A 16720-nucleotide genomic window follows, 5' to 3' on the forward strand; every position below is an offset into this window, starting at 1 on the left:
TTTTGCTGAACTGTTAAAAAAATACGCCCAGCATTCTTTCGGTCTTCTTGGTTGATTCTATTATTTCATTTATTTTATTCTGTTTAATTTTTTGAAAAACCATTTTAAAAATTTCATTTCAAACGGGTCACATTTTATGCCCCGCCATTGGGTTTGTTCCTTTTTTAAAAAGGTATTCACTTTGTAGTAAATAAGCACCTGAAATGACCACTAAATCACCAGATAGTAAGCCATTTTTTATTTCAATAAAATTATTAGCTTCAGCACCCACTTCTATCATTTTACTTTTAAATGTATTGCCGCCTGTTTTTATCCAGACGGTTGCACCTTTTGAATCTCGAATGACAGCATCAATCGGTAATCTCAAAGAAGTCTGTTTGCCAGTATTAATATAGACATTAGCGGACATGCCTGGCTTTAGTTTATTGTTTTTATTGGGTATTGAAATGCGTAGTAAATTAATCCTTGAATCAGGTATTATTTCAGGATTCACAAAACTGATTTTGCCTTGAATGGCTTCATTTTCAAAGGGCGGAACACGGACAATTATAGCCGTATTGGACTGAATTTGAGCAAATTGTGTCGTAAAAACTTGTGCTTCTGCCCATAAAGTAGATAAATCAGCTAATTGAACAATTGTACCGCCTTCCATCACATTATCGCCTTGTTGAACATTTAAAGCGGTGATGTAACCTGCGTTTGGACTGTAAAATGTGGTTGTGATATTGGCTTTTCCCGCTTGTTCCATCTGCGAAATTTGCGTTTCGCTCATGCCCCACAAGGTCAATTTATGTCTGGCACTTTTTATCAAGGTATTAAAATCAACCATAAGATTGTCGGCAAACACTTTTTGCCTTGATATTGCCGATAAATATTCTTGTTTGGCATTGTTGAGTTCTTCACTGTATAGGTCATAGAGTTTGTCGCCTTTGTTAATATAATCGCCTATATTTTTAAAATACAATAATTCTATCCTGCCCATGACTCGTGAACTGACAGCCGATGTTTTTGTCTGGTCAAAATTTAAAACAGCCGTTAAAACTGTTTGATTATTCATATTGCCTATTCGCAGGGTATCTGTTTCTATATTGCCTAATTGAATTTGTTGGTCCGTCAACTGTATTTCATCATTCTGCAATGTCTTAGTCACATCGCTATTGGCAAGATGTTCTTTGTGTTCCACCTGTTTTTTATCAGTACAGGCGGTTAAAAGAATGAGGTAAAATAGAGGTAGATATTTCATCATTATTTAATTTTAATAAAACTTTCACTGTCCATTAAATAACTGGCATTTACCGCTATTGAATCTTTTTCAGATAAACCTGTAAGCATAAGGATTTTGTTATTAACTGTTATGCCCGTGGTTATTTTTTGGGCAATAAATCCATCTGCCTGTTTTAAAAAAACAATTTTATTTATGCCCAAAGATGTAACAGCTTCTATTGGCAACCAATACGCATTATCAGTATTTAAAGTTAAAAGACCTCTTACTTGGCTACCAATAGGTAGCTTTAAATCACTATTATCAAAATAAACACGTACCGTTGTTGTGTTATTTTCCTTTCTGTAAAAAGGCTCTATAAAATCAATCCGCCCTTGAAAAGAACGTGTAGGAGCTGTTTCAGGTATTATTTTTACGTTTTGCCCTTTTTTAACCAAGCCTTGTTTATCGGTATAAATATTCAATGCTACCCATGCTTTTGCAGGATTGTAAATGGTAAAAAGATTTTGTCCACTTTTAACATACATGCCTTCTTTCAAATCTAATAATTCAGAACTCGGATTAATGTTACCCATAGTCGGCATTGTAGTTTGGGCGTTCATATTATCGGTTTTGCTTGTTGCATTGTGCAAATGCCCTTTGTAATTGCTGTAAATACCGATAGAATAAATCGCTACTTTATATTGAATGACATTCTGCAATTGGTCAAGACTCATGCCTAATAACAACAACCTATCTTTTGCCGCTTGAATCAATGAGGTATTATCGGAATCGTTGGTAAAAAGGAAAAGCAAATTTTGTTGAGCCGTTAATAATTCGGGGCTGTATATATCCATTATTTTTTGTCCCTTTTCTATGGGTTGATATTTGTAGCGGACATATAATTTTTCAATGCGGCCACTTATTCTCGCCGCTATTGTTCCAATCATTCGGGTATCATATTCCACTTTGCCAATTGCATTTATGTCAATAACTGCCTTGTCTTTTTTAATGGTCGTTACAGGAATAGACGATATAACATATTCATTTGTGGGTTTTAATAAGGATTCTAATTGTACATTATGCACATTCTGAACGGTATGTCCTTTGTGGGCATCGGGCATTTTTGATGTGTCGGGTTTGTTCATCTCCATTTGATTGTGTTCACTGTGTTCATCAGGCATTTTCATTGTATCTGGTTTAGTTGTTTCAGATTGGTTGTGTTGTGTATGGTCTTGCTTTTCACGACTGGTACATGCCGTAAAAAGTAGTATCGTAAAAACGAAGAGTGTGTATGTATAATTAACTTTCATTTATTTTACGGGTTTACATTTATTTTATCTCTAAAATACGTTCAAAAGCCACTTGAATTAATAACAATTGTTGCACTTGATTTAAATACTCTATTTGAGTCATATTAAGGGTTTCCCAGGCATCAAATAGCATAAACAATTCTTCCGTATTTTGTTGATAGCCCAATTGCATGGTTTTATAGTTGTTGGTTAAGGCAGGAATAATGTTGTCTTCTAAGAGTTTAATTTGCCTTTTTTTTACTTCAAATTCTGTCCGCATCGCTGCAGCCATACCTGTTAATTCATTTATGACCATTTGTTTTTGAAATCCTAAAGCTTCTTTTTTCCACCGCAGACTTTCTATATTGGCTTTATACATTGGGGCAGACCAACGGGCAAACGGAATTTTGACCATTGCCATTGCTGTAAATTGTAAAGGTTGCCCAGCGAGTCCTATCATGTTTTCAAAGCGAACACCATATTCTGGTTTTAATTTAGACTGCTCTACATTTTGTTTTAATTCGGTTAAATTTATTTCTCGGTCAATGGCTTTAATATCACTTCTGACATTCCCTATTTCAGTACTGTCTAATTGAAAATTGGCGAAATCTTTAATAAAATAAGTTGTATCAATATCAAAAACGGTGTTTTTATCTCTATTCATAACCGTATTAAGGCTAATTCTTTTTTGCTGAATGTCGTTATCCAACATCAATTGCATGCTTTGTAGATTGCCCAATGCGGCTTTTGCTTTATAATACGCACTCAATTTTCCCATATTATTCTTATACAAAAGTTCCGCATTTTGAATCATAAAGGCCAATAGTTTTTCATTTTGACTTAAAACCTTGCTTTTCTTTTTGATAATCATCCACTCATAATAGTTTTTTTTTGCTTCTGTTATCAAATCATTGAGTACCACATTCTTTTTCTCTTTTTCAACTGACGACATGGATTTCATATATTGAAATTCCGCTTCTAATTTTGATTTATTAGGCAGCATTTGCTGGGCAGCAATCATGAATTGCCCCATACCCATTTCGCCCATTTCACCTCGTTTAATATATTTTGGGTTGTAGGGCGTCATAAAAAAACCTGCCCCAACCTCAGGTGGCATCCAACTTTTAGCACCTTTCGCTGCTTCATCCATTGACCGCACATCGGCATCATACATTTTTAAAGTCGGGTGGTTACTCAAAATGGTTTCTTTGATATTTTCCAATGAAACCACTTGGGCATTTGCAGTACCTGCTATGAATAAAAGGTTGATTATAAATATTTTAAGATTCATTTTGTTAATCTTTATTTTGCAAAACACATTTCTTTTAAACACTTTTTTAAAAAATTACCCCTCAGTTTTTTAGCCCAAAATCAATCACTAAATTCTGCAATCACTAATTTTCTATTTTTCTTTAATTCATATTCTCGCACCAACGCATACAAGACGGGCAATACAATCAGTACAAAAAGCGTAGAAGTGACTAAGCCAAAAACAAATGGTATGGCAATGGGTTTCATCACATCGCTTCCCGTACCTGTTGCTAAAAGGACAGGTAAAAGACCAATAATGTCAACGAATACCGTCATTAATTTGGGTCGTAATCTTAAAGCAGCACCTTCGTAAATGGCTTCTTCAATGTCTTCATTTTGTATTGGTTTGTTAGCTTGTTCGTTCTTTTTTACCCGATTGAACAGTGAATTATTCAAGTAAACCAACATCAATACACCTGTTTCAACCGCTACGCCAAACAAAGCAATAAAACCAACGGCTACTGCAACTGAAAAATTGACATGAAAAAAGTACAATGAATAAACCCCACCCACCAAAGCAATAGGTACGCTCGACAAGACAATAAGCACCTCACGGAAGGTATGAAAAGTGAAATAAAGAATAATTGTAATAATGATTAAAACAATAGGCATCAATACTTTTAACCGCTTTTCTGCCCGCACTTGATTTTCATATTGGCCACTCCATTCAATAAAATAGCCTTTTGGTAATTTTTGAATCTGGCTTTCTAACGCCTTTTTTGCATCATTCACTGTGCTGCCCATATCCCGTTCTCTGATGTTAAATAACAATGTACCCCGCAACATTGCATTTTCTGAATTAATCATGGGCGGTCCTTCGGCAATAGAAATATCGGCAACGGCAGATAGTGGAATAGGCCCAACATTACTCGTCACCAACAATCCTTTTAATTGCTCGATATTACTTCTAAAATCTTGTGCAAAGCGGGCATTTACAGAAAAACGCTGCCTTCCTTCAATCGTAGTGGTAATATTCATGCCGCCAATTGAAGATTCTATAACCATATTGACATCATCAACACTTAATCCATAGCGACCTATTTCTTCTTTTTTAATCTTTATTTCAACATATTTGCCGCCCACAATCGGCTCTACGTACAAATCTTTAACCCCAGCCACTCCGACTAATCCTTTTTTTAAGGCTTGTGATAATACATTGATGGTATCCAAATTTTGCCCATAAATTTTCACACCCACATCGGTTCTTATACCCGTAGAAAGCATATTGATACGGTTAATAATAGGCTGTGTCCAACCATTGACGACACCGGGAATTTGCAATTTGCTATTTAATTCATCAATCAATTTGTTTTTAGTCATGCCTTTACGCCATTGAGCTTGAGGTTTCAGTAAAACAATGGTTTCAATCATGCTAATAGGGGCGTTGTCGGTGGCGGTATTTGCCCTGCCCGCTTTGCCAAGAACATTCTCGACTTCAGGTACTGATTTAATGAGTTTATCTTGTACTTGCATAATACGTTTGATTTCTGAATTAGAAATATCAGGCATCGTAACTGGCATGAAAAGCAATGAACCTTCGTCTAAGGGCGGCATAAATTCCGAACCGACTTTCATTATCAAGGGAATACTGGCAACAACTAATAAAACTGACAATGCAATAGTCGTTTTTTTCCATGCAAGACATAAGCGAATTACAGGGTCATATAGCCAAAGGAAAAAACGAGAGACTGGATGTTTTTTTTCCGAACGCATTTTTCCTTTCAATAACATAGCCATTAAAACAGGCACTAAAAAAATGGCAACTAAGGCAGACCCAATCATGGCAAATGTCTTTGTTAATACCAATGGTGTAAACAACTTATTCTCTTGACCTTCTAAAAAAAGGATGGGTGCGAAAGAAACCAGTGTGATTAATATAGAATTGAATACCGCTTTTCCAACTAATATGGAGGAGCTTTCTATCCGTTTTACCCTTTCTTCTTCTGAAATTAAGGGTAATTCATCTTTATTCTGTTTCATCGGCAATAGATTTTAAAGCATTTTCAACCATTACAATACCTGCATCAACTAAATCGCCTACTGCCAAAGCCACACCTGCCAATGACATGATATTGGAAGTAACATTAAACCAACCCATCATAATAAATGAAATTAAGACACTTAAAGGAATGGTAACAATCACAATTAATGCACTGCGAGCATGTAAAAGAAAAATAAAAAGCACAACAGCTACCACAATTATTTCCATAATAACCGCTTCTTTTAAAGTGGCAATAGTGGCTTCAATTAAATCAGAACGGTCATAAGCTATATGAAACTTGACCCCAGGTGGCAAACCTTTTTCAACATCTATCAATTTTATTTTCAATTTATCAATCACATCTTTGGCGTTTTCACCGTAACGCATCACTACTATACCTCCTACTTTTTCGCCTTCTCCATTTTCATCAACAATGCCTAATCGCAATTCGCCGCCCATTTGAACGGTAGCAATGTCTTTAATTCGGATTGGAATTGACCCCTGCGTTTTCAATGGAATTTCTTCAATGTCTTTTATTTGTTTGATATAGCCTACACCTCGAATGATATAGCCCATATCAGCCATTTCGAACTTTCGACCACCCACATCGTTGTTGTTGGCTTTTACTTTTTCAATAATATCCATCAATGGAATATTGTAATAACTCAATTTATGCGGGTCAACCACAATCTGATACTGCTTTTGAAAACCCCCGAAAGAGGCAACTTCACTGACGCCTGGCGAAGTTTGCAAAGCGAATTTGATATACCAATCTTGCAAAGCACGCAACTCACCTAAATCATAATTAGGGGCATCTAAAGTGTACCAAAATATATGACCTAAACCTGTTCCATCTGGCCCCAAAGTGGGTACAACCCCTTGTGGCAATAGCCGTTGAGCATAATTCAATCTTTCTAAAACCCTTGTTCTTGCCCAATAAATATCAACATCATCTTCAAAAATGACAAAAACGAAACTCATTCCAAACATCGAATTAGCCCTAACACTTTTAATCTTTGGAATACCTTGCAGATTGCTCACCAAAGGATAAGTCACCTGGTCTTCCATAATCTGCGGACTACGCCCCATCCATTCTGTAAAAATAATCACTTGGTTTTCCGACAAATCGGGAATGGCATCAACGGGCGTATTTTTAACCGCATAAATGCCATAAGCGGTAATCGCTGCCGCAATTAACAATACAATGATGCGGTTTTTTAACGACCATGATATGAGGTTGCCTATCATTTTTTAATACGTTTTAAATGGTAAATCTTTACCCATAAATATAAAAGCATTTTTAAGCGTTTATTTATTTGATTTGAATAGTTTAAGAACCTTTGCCAATTGAACTGTCACCATAAATGAAAGACCAACTGCAAGAATAACCACCCATTCGTTTAAGTTCATTGGTACAATATTCAATGCTTTACGCACAAATGGTATTTGTAATGCAGCAAACACAATAATAATATTTACCAAAATCGAATACCAAACATATTTATTACGCATCACTTCCGACTTAAAAAAAGTACCTGTTCCCATATTAAAAACATGTAAAAGCTGACAAAGAATAAGAGAAAAGAACAAGATGTTGTTGCATAGAGCCGTATCCCAAACATCATTTTTATGGTACAAATAATGATTTATCAAAACACCTGCGGTACAGACGCTTGCCATGATAATCGCATAAAAAAAGATTAATTTCCAGCGATTTTTATCAATAATGGGTACAGAAGCCTTCAAGGGTTTCAATTTCATCACATTGTCACCTCCTTTTGTTATCCCTAAGGCCAAAGCTGGCAATACATCCGTAATGATATTTATGAAAAGTATTTGAAGTGGCAGCATTTGAAAGTGCAAATTCATAACCGCTGCAACAGCAATGACTAATAATTCACTCAAATTGCAGGACAATAGGAAAGTGACAAATTTTTTAATATTTTCAATAATAACCCGTCCTTGTCGGATAGCCACGACAATGGATTTGAATGAATCATCTTTTAAAATCATGTCCGATACTTCTTGTGCGACTTGCGTTCCACGCTGCCCCATAGCAATACCAATATCTGCCTTTTTTATGGCGGGTGCATCATTAACGCCGTCGCCTGTCATACCGACAACATAGCCTTTTTCTTGAAAAACTTTGACTAAATCGAGCTTGTGTTGTGGATTGACTCTGGCAAATACATCTGTATTCAGCCATTTCTTTTTTTCCTCTTTGGTCAAATCTTCAAAGTGTTTCATTTCTTTGCCAATCATTACCGCTTCACCCGCTTCTGTAATGCCCAATTGTACACCTATATATTGTGCCGTAGTCGGGTGGTCACCCGTAATCATCACCACTTTAATGCCTGCCATTTTGCATTCTTCAATGGCAGCTTTTACTTCAGGTCTTGGTGGGTCAATCATGCCTATTAAGCCTATAAAAACAAGACTATCAGTTGATAAAGTAGTTTCAGTCTTATCTTTACGATAAGCTATGGCAATCATTCGATGACCAGAAGCCGCAAATACTTCTGCTTCTTTTATCCAATAATCTTGTTTACTCTTATCCATCGGCACGGTATCATTTTCCAAAATATGTGTGCATTTTGGCAGCAACTCTTCCAAAGCACCTTTGGCAAAAGTGATATATGAACCCTCGTGTTCATGTAGTGTTGCCATGATTTTTGTTTCGCTTGAAAAAGGAATTTCGTCTTTTTTATTAAATTGGGTGCGTATTGCGGTAATATCTCCGCCTTGTAGTTGGGCAAATTTTAATAAAGCAATTTCAAGTGGGTCGCCTATTTCTTTTGTTTCATTATTAGCTATTTCAAGATTTGCGGTATTGCATAAAATAAAACCCTGTGTGATTAATTTAACTTGCTCTTCATTACCTTCAAAATCAGCATCTTTTTGCCAATTTACTGAGGGGGTCTTAATCAGAACCACTCCCATTTTATTTTGGGTAAGCGTACCTGTTTTATCCGTGCAAATCACATTTGTACCGCCTAATGTTTCTACGGCGGATAGTTTTTTAACAATCACATTGTATCTCGCTAATTTCAACATACCTTGAGCCAACGACATTGTTACCACAATAGGCAAACCTTCTGGAATAGCCGCTACCGCTAAAGCAATGGAAGTTTCCAACATTTCCATAAATTTTTGCCCATTTAGCAATCCTGCGACAAAAATAAGCACGACCAATCCCACCGTTATTTTAATCAACTTTTTACTAAACACCTCTAATTTCTTTTCTAAAGGCGTAGCGGCTTGGTCTGATAAATGGACTAAACTGGCAATTTTGCCTAATTCTGTTTGCATACCCGTTGCACAAACCAATATGTAAGCATTACCTTTAAAAACATAAGTTCCTTTGAAAACCATATTGGTACGGTCGCCTAAAATCGTATTTTCGGGCAATACCCCCATTTTTTTTTCAACAGAAACGGATTCGCCTGTCAAGGCAGATTCATCAATCAGGACTTGTGTGGAACGCACTATTTTACCATCTATGGGAATCAAATCACCTGCATCTACAAATACAATATCACCTTGCACTATTTCTTCGGCATTGATTTCAGTCAACTTTCCCTCTCGCAATACTTTTGCAGGAACAGCCGCCATTTTTTTCAAAGCGAGCATAGAGACTTGGGCTTTAAATTCCATATAAAAACCAATAGCCGCATTAATAAATATGACGCAAACAATGGCAGTTCCATCCAACCATTCTTTGAACCAAAAGGACATACCCGCTGCAAAAAGTAACAATAAAACAATCGGGCTTTTGAATTGACTGAATAAAATCTGAAATGGACTGATGGGTTTTTCTTCGTTGATGGTGTTTAGTCCAAATTGTTCAATTCGCTCTTTTACTTGAATTGGGGTCAATCCTTTCTCCACATCACTTTTCAACGAAACAGTGGCTTCTTCAACTGTAGTTGTATGAAAAGTGAAATTAGTGAGGATGTTTTCCATAGTAAGTTGAATGATGAATCAATGTCGTTTAGTTAAGCCTTTTTTTAATTTTTTTCAAAGTGCCATCGGCACGACCAGCATAATAAAACTGGATTTAAGCCGAATCGTCGGACTGCCAGTTTAGAAAGTTGCCCATCCCTGTCGTCTTCACATCTACCCAAATATAAGATGGGTTATTAAATGGAAATTTTCTGAATAGCTTATTTGCTTTTAATAAATGTTGATACCGATTGCCACGCCCTGACAACAACTATGAAAGCTTTCCCATTTATACGTACATCTTCCCGACTTCTTACTCATCTTTAGTTTTCTGCTCAACTTTGGTTTCAGCTTCCGGAATCCCTTTTTGCGTTTCTTCCCATTCCTGCACAGCCTTAACTTCTTCACGACCTAACTCCTCGTATAATTTGTGTACCCTTGTAACTATCTCAGGCGTTAAGGAAGAAGGCATATCAGTAGTTGCCTCAAGTTTAGTCTGGTCTTTTGTTTCAGGTTTAATTTCAGTTTTTGACTCTGCTTTTATTTCGGGTTTTGCCATAGTATTTACATCATCTTCAGGTTCGGTTTTTTCTTTAGAATCGTCTTTAACTTCAGCCTTAGATTTATCCCCCATTTCTGATGTAGGCTCTTCTTTTGAGTCAGATTTTGCCTCAGCATCAATCTCATGTTCATGATCTGCTTTTTCTTTAGAATCGTCTTTAATTTCAGATTGAGGTTTATTTACCGCTTCAGATTTAGGATCTTCCTTTGTTTCAGTTTTGGCATCACTAATCAATTCAGGTTTTTGTTCGTCATTGTTTTTTTCACCAGAGCCATTCTTTACTTTTAACAGACTTGCATTGATGGCAACTACAATTGTACTCACCGTCATTAAAACCGCACCCATTGCAGGGCTTAGCAAAACCCCCTGCTTATACAACACACCTGCTGCCAGTGGCAATGCAACTACATTATAGCCCGTAGCCCAAATTAAATTCTGTATCATTTTACGGTAAGTAGCTTTGCCAAATAAAATGAGGCTCACAATATCTTTTGGGTTGCTGTTTACCAAAATAATACCAGCGGTTTCTGCAGCGATATCACTACCGCTGCCCACTGCTATGCCAATATCTGCCTGTGCCAATGCTGGTGCATCGTTTACCCCATCACCCGTCATGGCAACAAATTCTTTTTTGCTTTGCAGCTCCTTTATTTTTTCTAATTTTTGGTCTGGTAATACTTCTGCATAAAAACTATCCAGCCCTAAAGTTTCGCTTACACTTTTTGCAACTTTATTATTATCTCCAGTTAATAATATTGATTTGATTTTGTTTTCTTTTAAGGTTTTTATTGCTTCTGCAGATTCAGGCCGTATTTCATCCGACAATGCGATGTAGCCCGCTAATTTATCATTCACCATTACAAATACAACAGTTTCCGTATCGTTGGCAGCAAAGCCTTCAGGTATGGCAATGTTTTTTTCTTTTAAATAACCCGGACTTACCACCAATATTTTTTTACCTTCTACCGTAGCTTCCACACCTTTACCAGTAATCGCTTTAAAATTTTCTGTTGCAGGAATGGTGATAGCTAAATCTTTTACTTTTTGTAAAATACCAGTTGCAATAGGATGTTCAGATTGTTGTTCCAATGCAGATGCCAGGCGGATAATTTCATTTTCATTTAATTCCTTTTGCAGCGAAATAATTTTTGATACTTCAAATTTACCTACGGTCAATGTTCCTGTTTTATCAAATACAATGGTGGTTATTTTTCTTGAATTTTCGAAAGCTGTTCTGTTCTTAATGAGTAAGCCATTTTTTGCTGATAAAGCAGTTGATTTTGCCACCACCAAAGGTACTGCCAACCCTAAAGCATGAGGGCAACAGATAACAATTACAGTTACCATCCTCTCCATGGCAAATGCTAAAGATTGCCCTGTTAAATACCAAAATAAAAATGTACTGATTCCTGCTACGATGGCTATAATTGTCAACCATTTTGCAGCCATGTCTGCCAGTAACTGAGTTTTAGATTTTGATTTTTGTGCATCGTCCACAAGTTTTATAACCTGCGACAGGTAAGAATCTTTTGCGGCATGAGATACCGTTACTTTTATAGAGCCATTTCCATTTATGGCACCAGCAATTACTTTTTCTCCCACCACTTTTTTTACAGGTTTGCTTTCGCCGGTAAGCATACTTTCGTTGAGGTAACTTTCTCCTTCTAATATTATCCCATCGGCTGCCACTTTTTCGCCAGGCTTCACTAAAATAATATCTTTCTCCTTCAGTGTTTCGGTCTTTACATCATGCACCATATTAGGCATAACCATGTGTGCATCGGCAGGCATTAATTGCACCAGTAATTCCAGTTCTTTAGATGCACCTGCTATGGATTTCATTTCTATCCAATGCCCTAAAAGCATTATGAGTATTAGTGTGGAGAGTTCCCAGAAAAAATCCATACCAGTTAATCCAAAAACTATTGCTACACTATATGTATAAGCAACTGTTATGGCAAAGCCAATCAAAATCATCATACCAGGGCTTTTCGTTTTTACCTCATCCACAAATCCTTTTAAAAAAGGCCAACCGCCATAAAAAAATACAACTGTTGACAAGGCAAACAAAATATATTGCGAACCTGTAAATTGCCAATTTACTCCCAAGAACTTTTGAATCATCATTGATAAAAGCATGATAGGAACAGTAAGTATCAGCACTACATAAAACCGATTTTTAAAATCAGCTATCATCATGTTATGGTCGTGACCTTCCATACCCATTTTTGGGTTGCTGCCATGTTGCATTTTACTGTGATCATTTTACTATGGTCCATTTTTGCATCATCTTTTGGTTCCATTTTTTTGTTGAATTATTTTTTAATACATCCATAAAGCGGCATTTGCAATAATTCCCATATTAAGATTTAAAAAAAATGCAAAAACTGGTATTATTAAAATTAAGCTATTGATGGCACTCTTATAAGTCGCTTTTTTTGCAATGTCATATACAGTATCGCAATTAAAATCAAAGCGATTACGGGAAATAAAAAAATTATAGGTTTTAAATTATTCATTTGTTTAAATAAACCCTTCCCGCCTAATTCCTAAGGACTCATTTGTTTTACGTATTGAGTTTTCCGCCTTTGTTTCAAGACCTGTCAAAGCTCGAATAGCATCTATAGTTTCAGGAATGACAATAGCCTGATTGTCAACCAAATAAGCATAAAACAATTCATCTCCTACCACTTTTAGCATATCCTGCCATAGTGCGACCTCATACATATCGCCGTATGGACGATTGAGCGAAAGCATTAATTCCTTAACAGTGTTATTGGCTGTAAGCCCATCGGCGTAATCAATAAATGCCGTGCGGCTTGATGTACCAAAGGCTGCCAAAACTTCTTCTTTTGTTGCTTTTTTTGTGAGTTGAACATTCCAATAGTGCAAGTGACTCAATGTTTCGGGTACTTTTACGGCAACTGTTAGCACATCCAATGAGGGGTCAACGGTTTGAGCATCGGGACCTTGGTGGCTTGGAATATCTTGTTCTGGCACGAGTGTATTCATTATACCATTAAGATGACTTTCCCAAGGGTCAACGGCTCGCCGAAGTAATGTACCTCTTGCTTTACCCAATAAGCCAGCATTTTTGAGGGCAGTAAGTGTTCTGACAATTGAAGTAGTATTGCATGAAACAACTCTTGTTGATTGAAGCCCCAAAGCCGTTGCATAATTATTTTCTGCACTAAATGAATGTCCTGTTGTTTCATGTTTTTCACCACCTTGAACAATAAATTTCAATCCTGCCTTTTTATACAATTCAATGTTTTGTGCTGCAATTTTCTTAGGGGTGCAATCCACTATTATATCGGATATTTTTATAAGTTCGGCTAATGTTCCCTCCGTAGTTATGTTATTTTCCATCATTTGCTTTTGAAAATTGATGTCAAAAGCATAAACAGGATAATTTTTTCTCAAGGCTATCTTTATTCGCCAATCAAAAATGACATCACAAACACCTACAAGTTCCATGTCTTCTTGTAGTTGAACGGCATCAGCCACCCGTTTTCCTATTACACCGTATCCATTAACGGCTACTTTTATTTTTTTCATGTTGTTATGATTTATGCAATCGTTATATTCTTATCTAAATAGACATCTTGAATAGTGTTCAATAAATCTACCCCCTCAGTAAAAGGGCGTTGAAATGCTTTTCTACCCAAAATTAAACCCATTCCACCTGCCCGTTTATTGATAACTGCTGTGATAACCGCTTCTTTTAAATCACTCTCTCCCGAACTTTCACCCCCACTGTTAATAAGCCCAACACGTCCACTGTAACAATTAAGTACTTGATAACGGGTTAAGTCAATTGGATGATCAGTCGTTAGTTTTTCATAAACAAGTGGGCTTGTTTTGCCTTGTTTTGTCGCTAAATAACCGCCATTATTGGTCGGCAATTTTTGTTTTATAATATCTGCTTGAATCGTTACGCCCAAATGATTCGCTTGTCCTGTTAGGTCGGCGGATGTATGATAATCAACACCATCTACCTTAAAAGCATTGTTTCGAGTATAGCACCATAAAATAGTTGCCATACCCAATTCATGTGCTAATTGAAAAGCCTCTGCAATTTCTTTCAGTTGTCGTGTACTTTCTGGACTGCCCCAATAGATAGTTGCACCCACTGATACTGCCCCCATATCCCAAGCGTTTTTAACTGTTCCAAACAGCGTTTGGTCATAGCGATTAGGGATGCTTAGTAATTCATTGTGATTGATTTTGACAATAAAAGGAATTTTATGGGCATACTTACGGCTCATAATCCCCAAAACACCAAAAGTTGAAGCAACCGCATTGCAACCGCCTTCAATGGCGAGTTTAATGATATTTTCAGGGTCAAAATAAAGCGGATTAGGCGAAAAAGCAGAACCTGCACTGTGTTCAATGCCTTGGTCAACGGGAAAAATACTACAATACCCCGTTCCGCCTAACCGTCCATGACTTAATAAGGTTTGCAAACTGCGAAGCACTTGATTGTTGCGATTACTATTAAGCCATATTTCCGAAACATGATTTGTTGAAGGCAGATGAATCGTATTTTTTTCAATAGTCGTACAAGTATGGCTTAATAAATAATCCGCTTTGTCGCCTAATAATTCTATGATTTTTTTATTTTTCATTATAACTTTCGTTTTATTGGGCTACTACATTTCCTGTAATATTTCAGCCTTGAAACCTGCTTTTTGAACAATGGATTTTACATCATTTGCTTCCAAATGCTCCGTTTGAACTGTAAGCACTTTTTGAGGGCTAATGGTATCCACTTCCCATTTTTTAATGTCTGGATTGGCATTTAAAAAAGGCGTTACTGATGCAATACAGCCACCACAATTAATATTTGTTTTTAATTTTATTACTTTCATAATTTGCTTTTTTATTAATTTTACAGTTGAATATTTAAGCTGTTACACAACAACTTGCCTTTCCTTCTTTTGTATTAAGCATTAACTCTTTTAACAATGCAGAAAGGCTGACAGAGGCATACGCAATTAGTTCATCGGCTGCACCATAATAAATGTACAGCGTGTCTTCAACTAAGGTAGTCCCAGTTGGGAAACACACATTATTGACTTCTCCTTTTAGTTCCCATTCTTCTTCGGGTTTAAATAAAGGGTAAGGCAACCGTGCAAGCTCCATGTGTGGATTTTCCAAATCAAGCAATGCCGCACAGGCAGAATAAACATATCCTTCTACAGTATCATAAACTGCATGATAAATCACTAACCAGCCGTTTTCGGTTTCTATCGGTGGACAGCCACCACCTATAAAACTAACTTCGTGGTCATATTTGGGGGAAAGCACTATATGGTCATTAAAATCAAGAAAGTAGCGTTGCCAAAACTCAGTATTAAGCTCTTCTAAATTATTTACTGCAACGATTTGAATATCTGGCTTTATGCGATGCAGGAAGTATAATTTACCGTTTATTCTTCTTGGAAAGAAAACTACATCTTTATCATACACCAATACTTTTTTACCCTGCTTTCCAAGTACACCCGCTCGTTCATTGTAACGGTGATATTTTGTATGAATGATACATTTACATTCAGCGAGACGACTGAACTCATCGTAAGAAATCTGCGGAACTATTAATCCCTTCTTATCGAAATGCTGTAAATCTTTTGATACAGCTAATGCTCCCAAAGCATTTACGCCGTCATAAGCGGTGTAAGTCAGATAAAAAAGGTCATCAATCTTTGTAATACGTGGGTCTTCTACGCCAAGTGATTCATAGTCGAATTGTGGAAAAATTACAGGTAGGTCATAACGTTCTACAATCGAAAAAGGGTTTTTCAATTTGCAATAGCCAATACTTGAATGATTGTCTTTACTCATAGCTCTGTAAAAAAGATGAATAAAACCACCATCGCTTATGACCCCAGGATTTAAAACACCCGCATTTTCAAAACCGAGCGTGGTTTTCTCTAAGAGAATGCCTTCCTTTTTAACCGTTATCATCGTTTATTTTTTTTGCGAGAAACTTGATTATTTCGCCGAATCACTTTCAAGCATTGTTTTCTTCTGCTGATATTCTTCGTTGGTGATTTGACCAGAAGCCAATCGTTTCTTTAAAATATCAAGTGGCGAATCCTTCTTTCTCCGCTGACCAGGAATATTATATGGTGTAGCAAATATCCAAAAAAGCATTACAGCCCAAAAGAACCACCAGATAAAGTGCATCCCCCAAAAATGATAACCGTTGTACATTTCCATAGTTTTTATTTTATTAATTTGAAAAAAATCTCTTTGCAAAACCTTATTTATGAAGTTCTTGCGAAGAAAATTATGCTATTACGTCTTACAAGCCTCAGCACATTTTTTACACGCTTCCATACAAGCCTTGAAATGGTCGCCGTGTTTAGCAAATTCTGCTATACAAGCCTCACAGCTTTGAACCTCTGCCACATAAGTCACAAATATCT

The 16720-nt window shown here is 36.6% G+C and carries 12 protein-coding genes; all 12 read right to left on the reverse strand.

All coding sequences use genetic code 11. The features are described from left to right. Nucleotides 1-127 precede the first annotated feature (127 nt). Nucleotides 128-1246, reverse strand: a complete 1119-nt coding sequence (locus tag ACH2CJ_RS03435; protein ID WP_394990745.1) for an efflux RND transporter periplasmic adaptor subunit — start codon at nucleotides 1244-1246, stop codon at nucleotides 128-130. Continuing rightward, nucleotides 1246-2514, reverse strand: coding sequence for an efflux RND transporter periplasmic adaptor subunit (locus ACH2CJ_RS03440; protein ID WP_394990747.1), 1269 nt, complete (start codon nucleotides 2512-2514; stop codon nucleotides 1246-1248). The genes ACH2CJ_RS03435 and ACH2CJ_RS03440 overlap by 1 nt, the downstream gene beginning before the upstream one ends. Nucleotides 2515-2533: 19 nt before the next feature. Further along, a complete protein-coding gene (locus tag ACH2CJ_RS03445) occupies nucleotides 2534-3784 on the reverse strand; it encodes a TolC family protein (protein ID WP_394990749.1) in 1251 nt (416 codons plus the stop codon). A gap of 80 nt (nucleotides 3785-3864) precedes the next feature. After that, the gene (locus tag ACH2CJ_RS03450; RefSeq protein WP_394990751.1) at nucleotides 3865-5784 is read right to left on the reverse strand and encodes an efflux RND transporter permease subunit; all 1920 of its coding nucleotides are present in this window, start codon (nucleotides 5782-5784) and stop codon (nucleotides 3865-3867) included. Continuing rightward, a complete protein-coding gene (locus tag ACH2CJ_RS03455) occupies nucleotides 5771-7033 on the reverse strand; it encodes an efflux RND transporter permease subunit (RefSeq protein ID WP_394990753.1) in 1263 nt (420 codons plus the stop codon). Before ACH2CJ_RS03455 ends, ACH2CJ_RS03450 begins: the two co-directional genes overlap by 14 nt. A 60-nt stretch (nucleotides 7034-7093) precedes the next feature. Continuing rightward, nucleotides 7094-9748, reverse strand: a complete 2655-nt coding sequence (locus tag ACH2CJ_RS03460) for a cation-translocating P-type ATPase (protein ID WP_394990754.1) — start codon at nucleotides 9746-9748, stop codon at nucleotides 7094-7096. 292 nt (nucleotides 9749-10040) lie between these two features. Further along, entirely contained in the window at nucleotides 10041-12539 is a 2499-nt protein-coding gene (locus ACH2CJ_RS03465; protein ID WP_394990756.1) for a copper-translocating P-type ATPase, read from the reverse strand. Nucleotides 12540-12812: 273 nt separating this feature from the next. After that, nucleotides 12813-13847, reverse strand: a complete 1035-nt coding sequence (locus tag ACH2CJ_RS03470; RefSeq protein ID WP_394990758.1) for a type II glyceraldehyde-3-phosphate dehydrogenase — start codon at nucleotides 13845-13847, stop codon at nucleotides 12813-12815. Nucleotides 13848-13858: 11 nt separating this feature from the next. Continuing rightward, nucleotides 13859-14917, reverse strand: coding sequence for a class I fructose-bisphosphate aldolase (locus ACH2CJ_RS03475; RefSeq protein ID WP_394990759.1), 1059 nt, complete (start codon nucleotides 14915-14917; stop codon nucleotides 13859-13861). Between the two features lie 24 nt (nucleotides 14918-14941). After that, nucleotides 14942-15160 (reverse strand): heavy-metal-associated domain-containing protein, encoded by a 219-nt coding sequence (locus ACH2CJ_RS03480; protein WP_394990761.1) that lies wholly within the window; start codon nucleotides 15158-15160, stop codon nucleotides 14942-14944. 34 nt (nucleotides 15161-15194) lie between these two features. After that, nucleotides 15195-16256, reverse strand: a complete 1062-nt coding sequence (locus ACH2CJ_RS03485) for a hypothetical protein (RefSeq protein WP_394990762.1) — start codon at nucleotides 16254-16256, stop codon at nucleotides 15195-15197. A 27-nt stretch (nucleotides 16257-16283) separates the two neighbouring features. Next, nucleotides 16284-16511 (reverse strand): SHOCT domain-containing protein, encoded by a 228-nt coding sequence (locus tag ACH2CJ_RS03490; protein ID WP_394990763.1) that lies wholly within the window; start codon nucleotides 16509-16511, stop codon nucleotides 16284-16286. Nucleotides 16512-16720: the final 209 nt, after the last annotated feature.

The organism is Emticicia sp., assembly GCF_043780375.1.
In the GTDB taxonomy this organism is placed as follows: Bacteria; Bacteroidota; Bacteroidia; order Cytophagales; family Spirosomataceae; genus Emticicia.

What these genes read in the sequence shown, in the direction of transcription:
- ACH2CJ_RS03435 (WP_394990745.1), bottom strand. Translation starts at nt 1,246, where the DNA reads ATGATGAAATATCTACCTCTATTTTACCTCATTCTTTTAACCGCCTGT.
- ACH2CJ_RS03440 (WP_394990747.1), bottom strand. Translation starts at nt 2,514, where the DNA reads ATGAAAGTTAATTATACATACACACTCTTCGTTTTTACGATACTACTT.
- ACH2CJ_RS03445 (WP_394990749.1), bottom strand. Translation starts at nt 3,784, where the DNA reads ATGAATCTTAAAATATTTATAATCAACCTTTTATTCATAGCAGGTACT.
- ACH2CJ_RS03450 (WP_394990751.1), bottom strand. Translation starts at nt 5,784, where the DNA reads ATGAAACAGAATAAAGATGAATTACCCTTAATTTCAGAAGAAGAAAGG.
- ACH2CJ_RS03455 (WP_394990753.1), bottom strand. Translation starts at nt 7,033, where the DNA reads ATGATAGGCAACCTCATATCATGGTCGTTAAAAAACCGCATCATTGTA.
- ACH2CJ_RS03460 (WP_394990754.1), bottom strand. Translation starts at nt 9,748, where the DNA reads ATGGAAAACATCCTCACTAATTTCACTTTTCATACAACTACAGTTGAA.
- ACH2CJ_RS03465 (WP_394990756.1), bottom strand. Translation starts at nt 12,539, where the DNA reads ATGCAACATGGCAGCAACCCAAAAATGGGTATGGAAGGTCACGACCAT.
- ACH2CJ_RS03470 (WP_394990758.1), bottom strand. Translation starts at nt 13,847, where the DNA reads ATGAAAAAAATAAAAGTAGCCGTTAATGGATACGGTGTAATAGGAAAA.
- ACH2CJ_RS03475 (WP_394990759.1), bottom strand. Translation starts at nt 14,917, where the DNA reads ATGAAAAATAAAAAAATCATAGAATTATTAGGCGACAAAGCGGATTAT.
- ACH2CJ_RS03480 (WP_394990761.1), bottom strand. Translation starts at nt 15,160, where the DNA reads ATGAAAGTAATAAAATTAAAAACAAATATTAATTGTGGTGGCTGTATT.
- ACH2CJ_RS03485 (WP_394990762.1), bottom strand. Translation starts at nt 16,256, where the DNA reads ATGATAACGGTTAAAAAGGAAGGCATTCTCTTAGAGAAAACCACGCTC.
- ACH2CJ_RS03490 (WP_394990763.1), bottom strand. Translation starts at nt 16,511, where the DNA reads ATGGAAATGTACAACGGTTATCATTTTTGGGGGATGCACTTTATCTGG.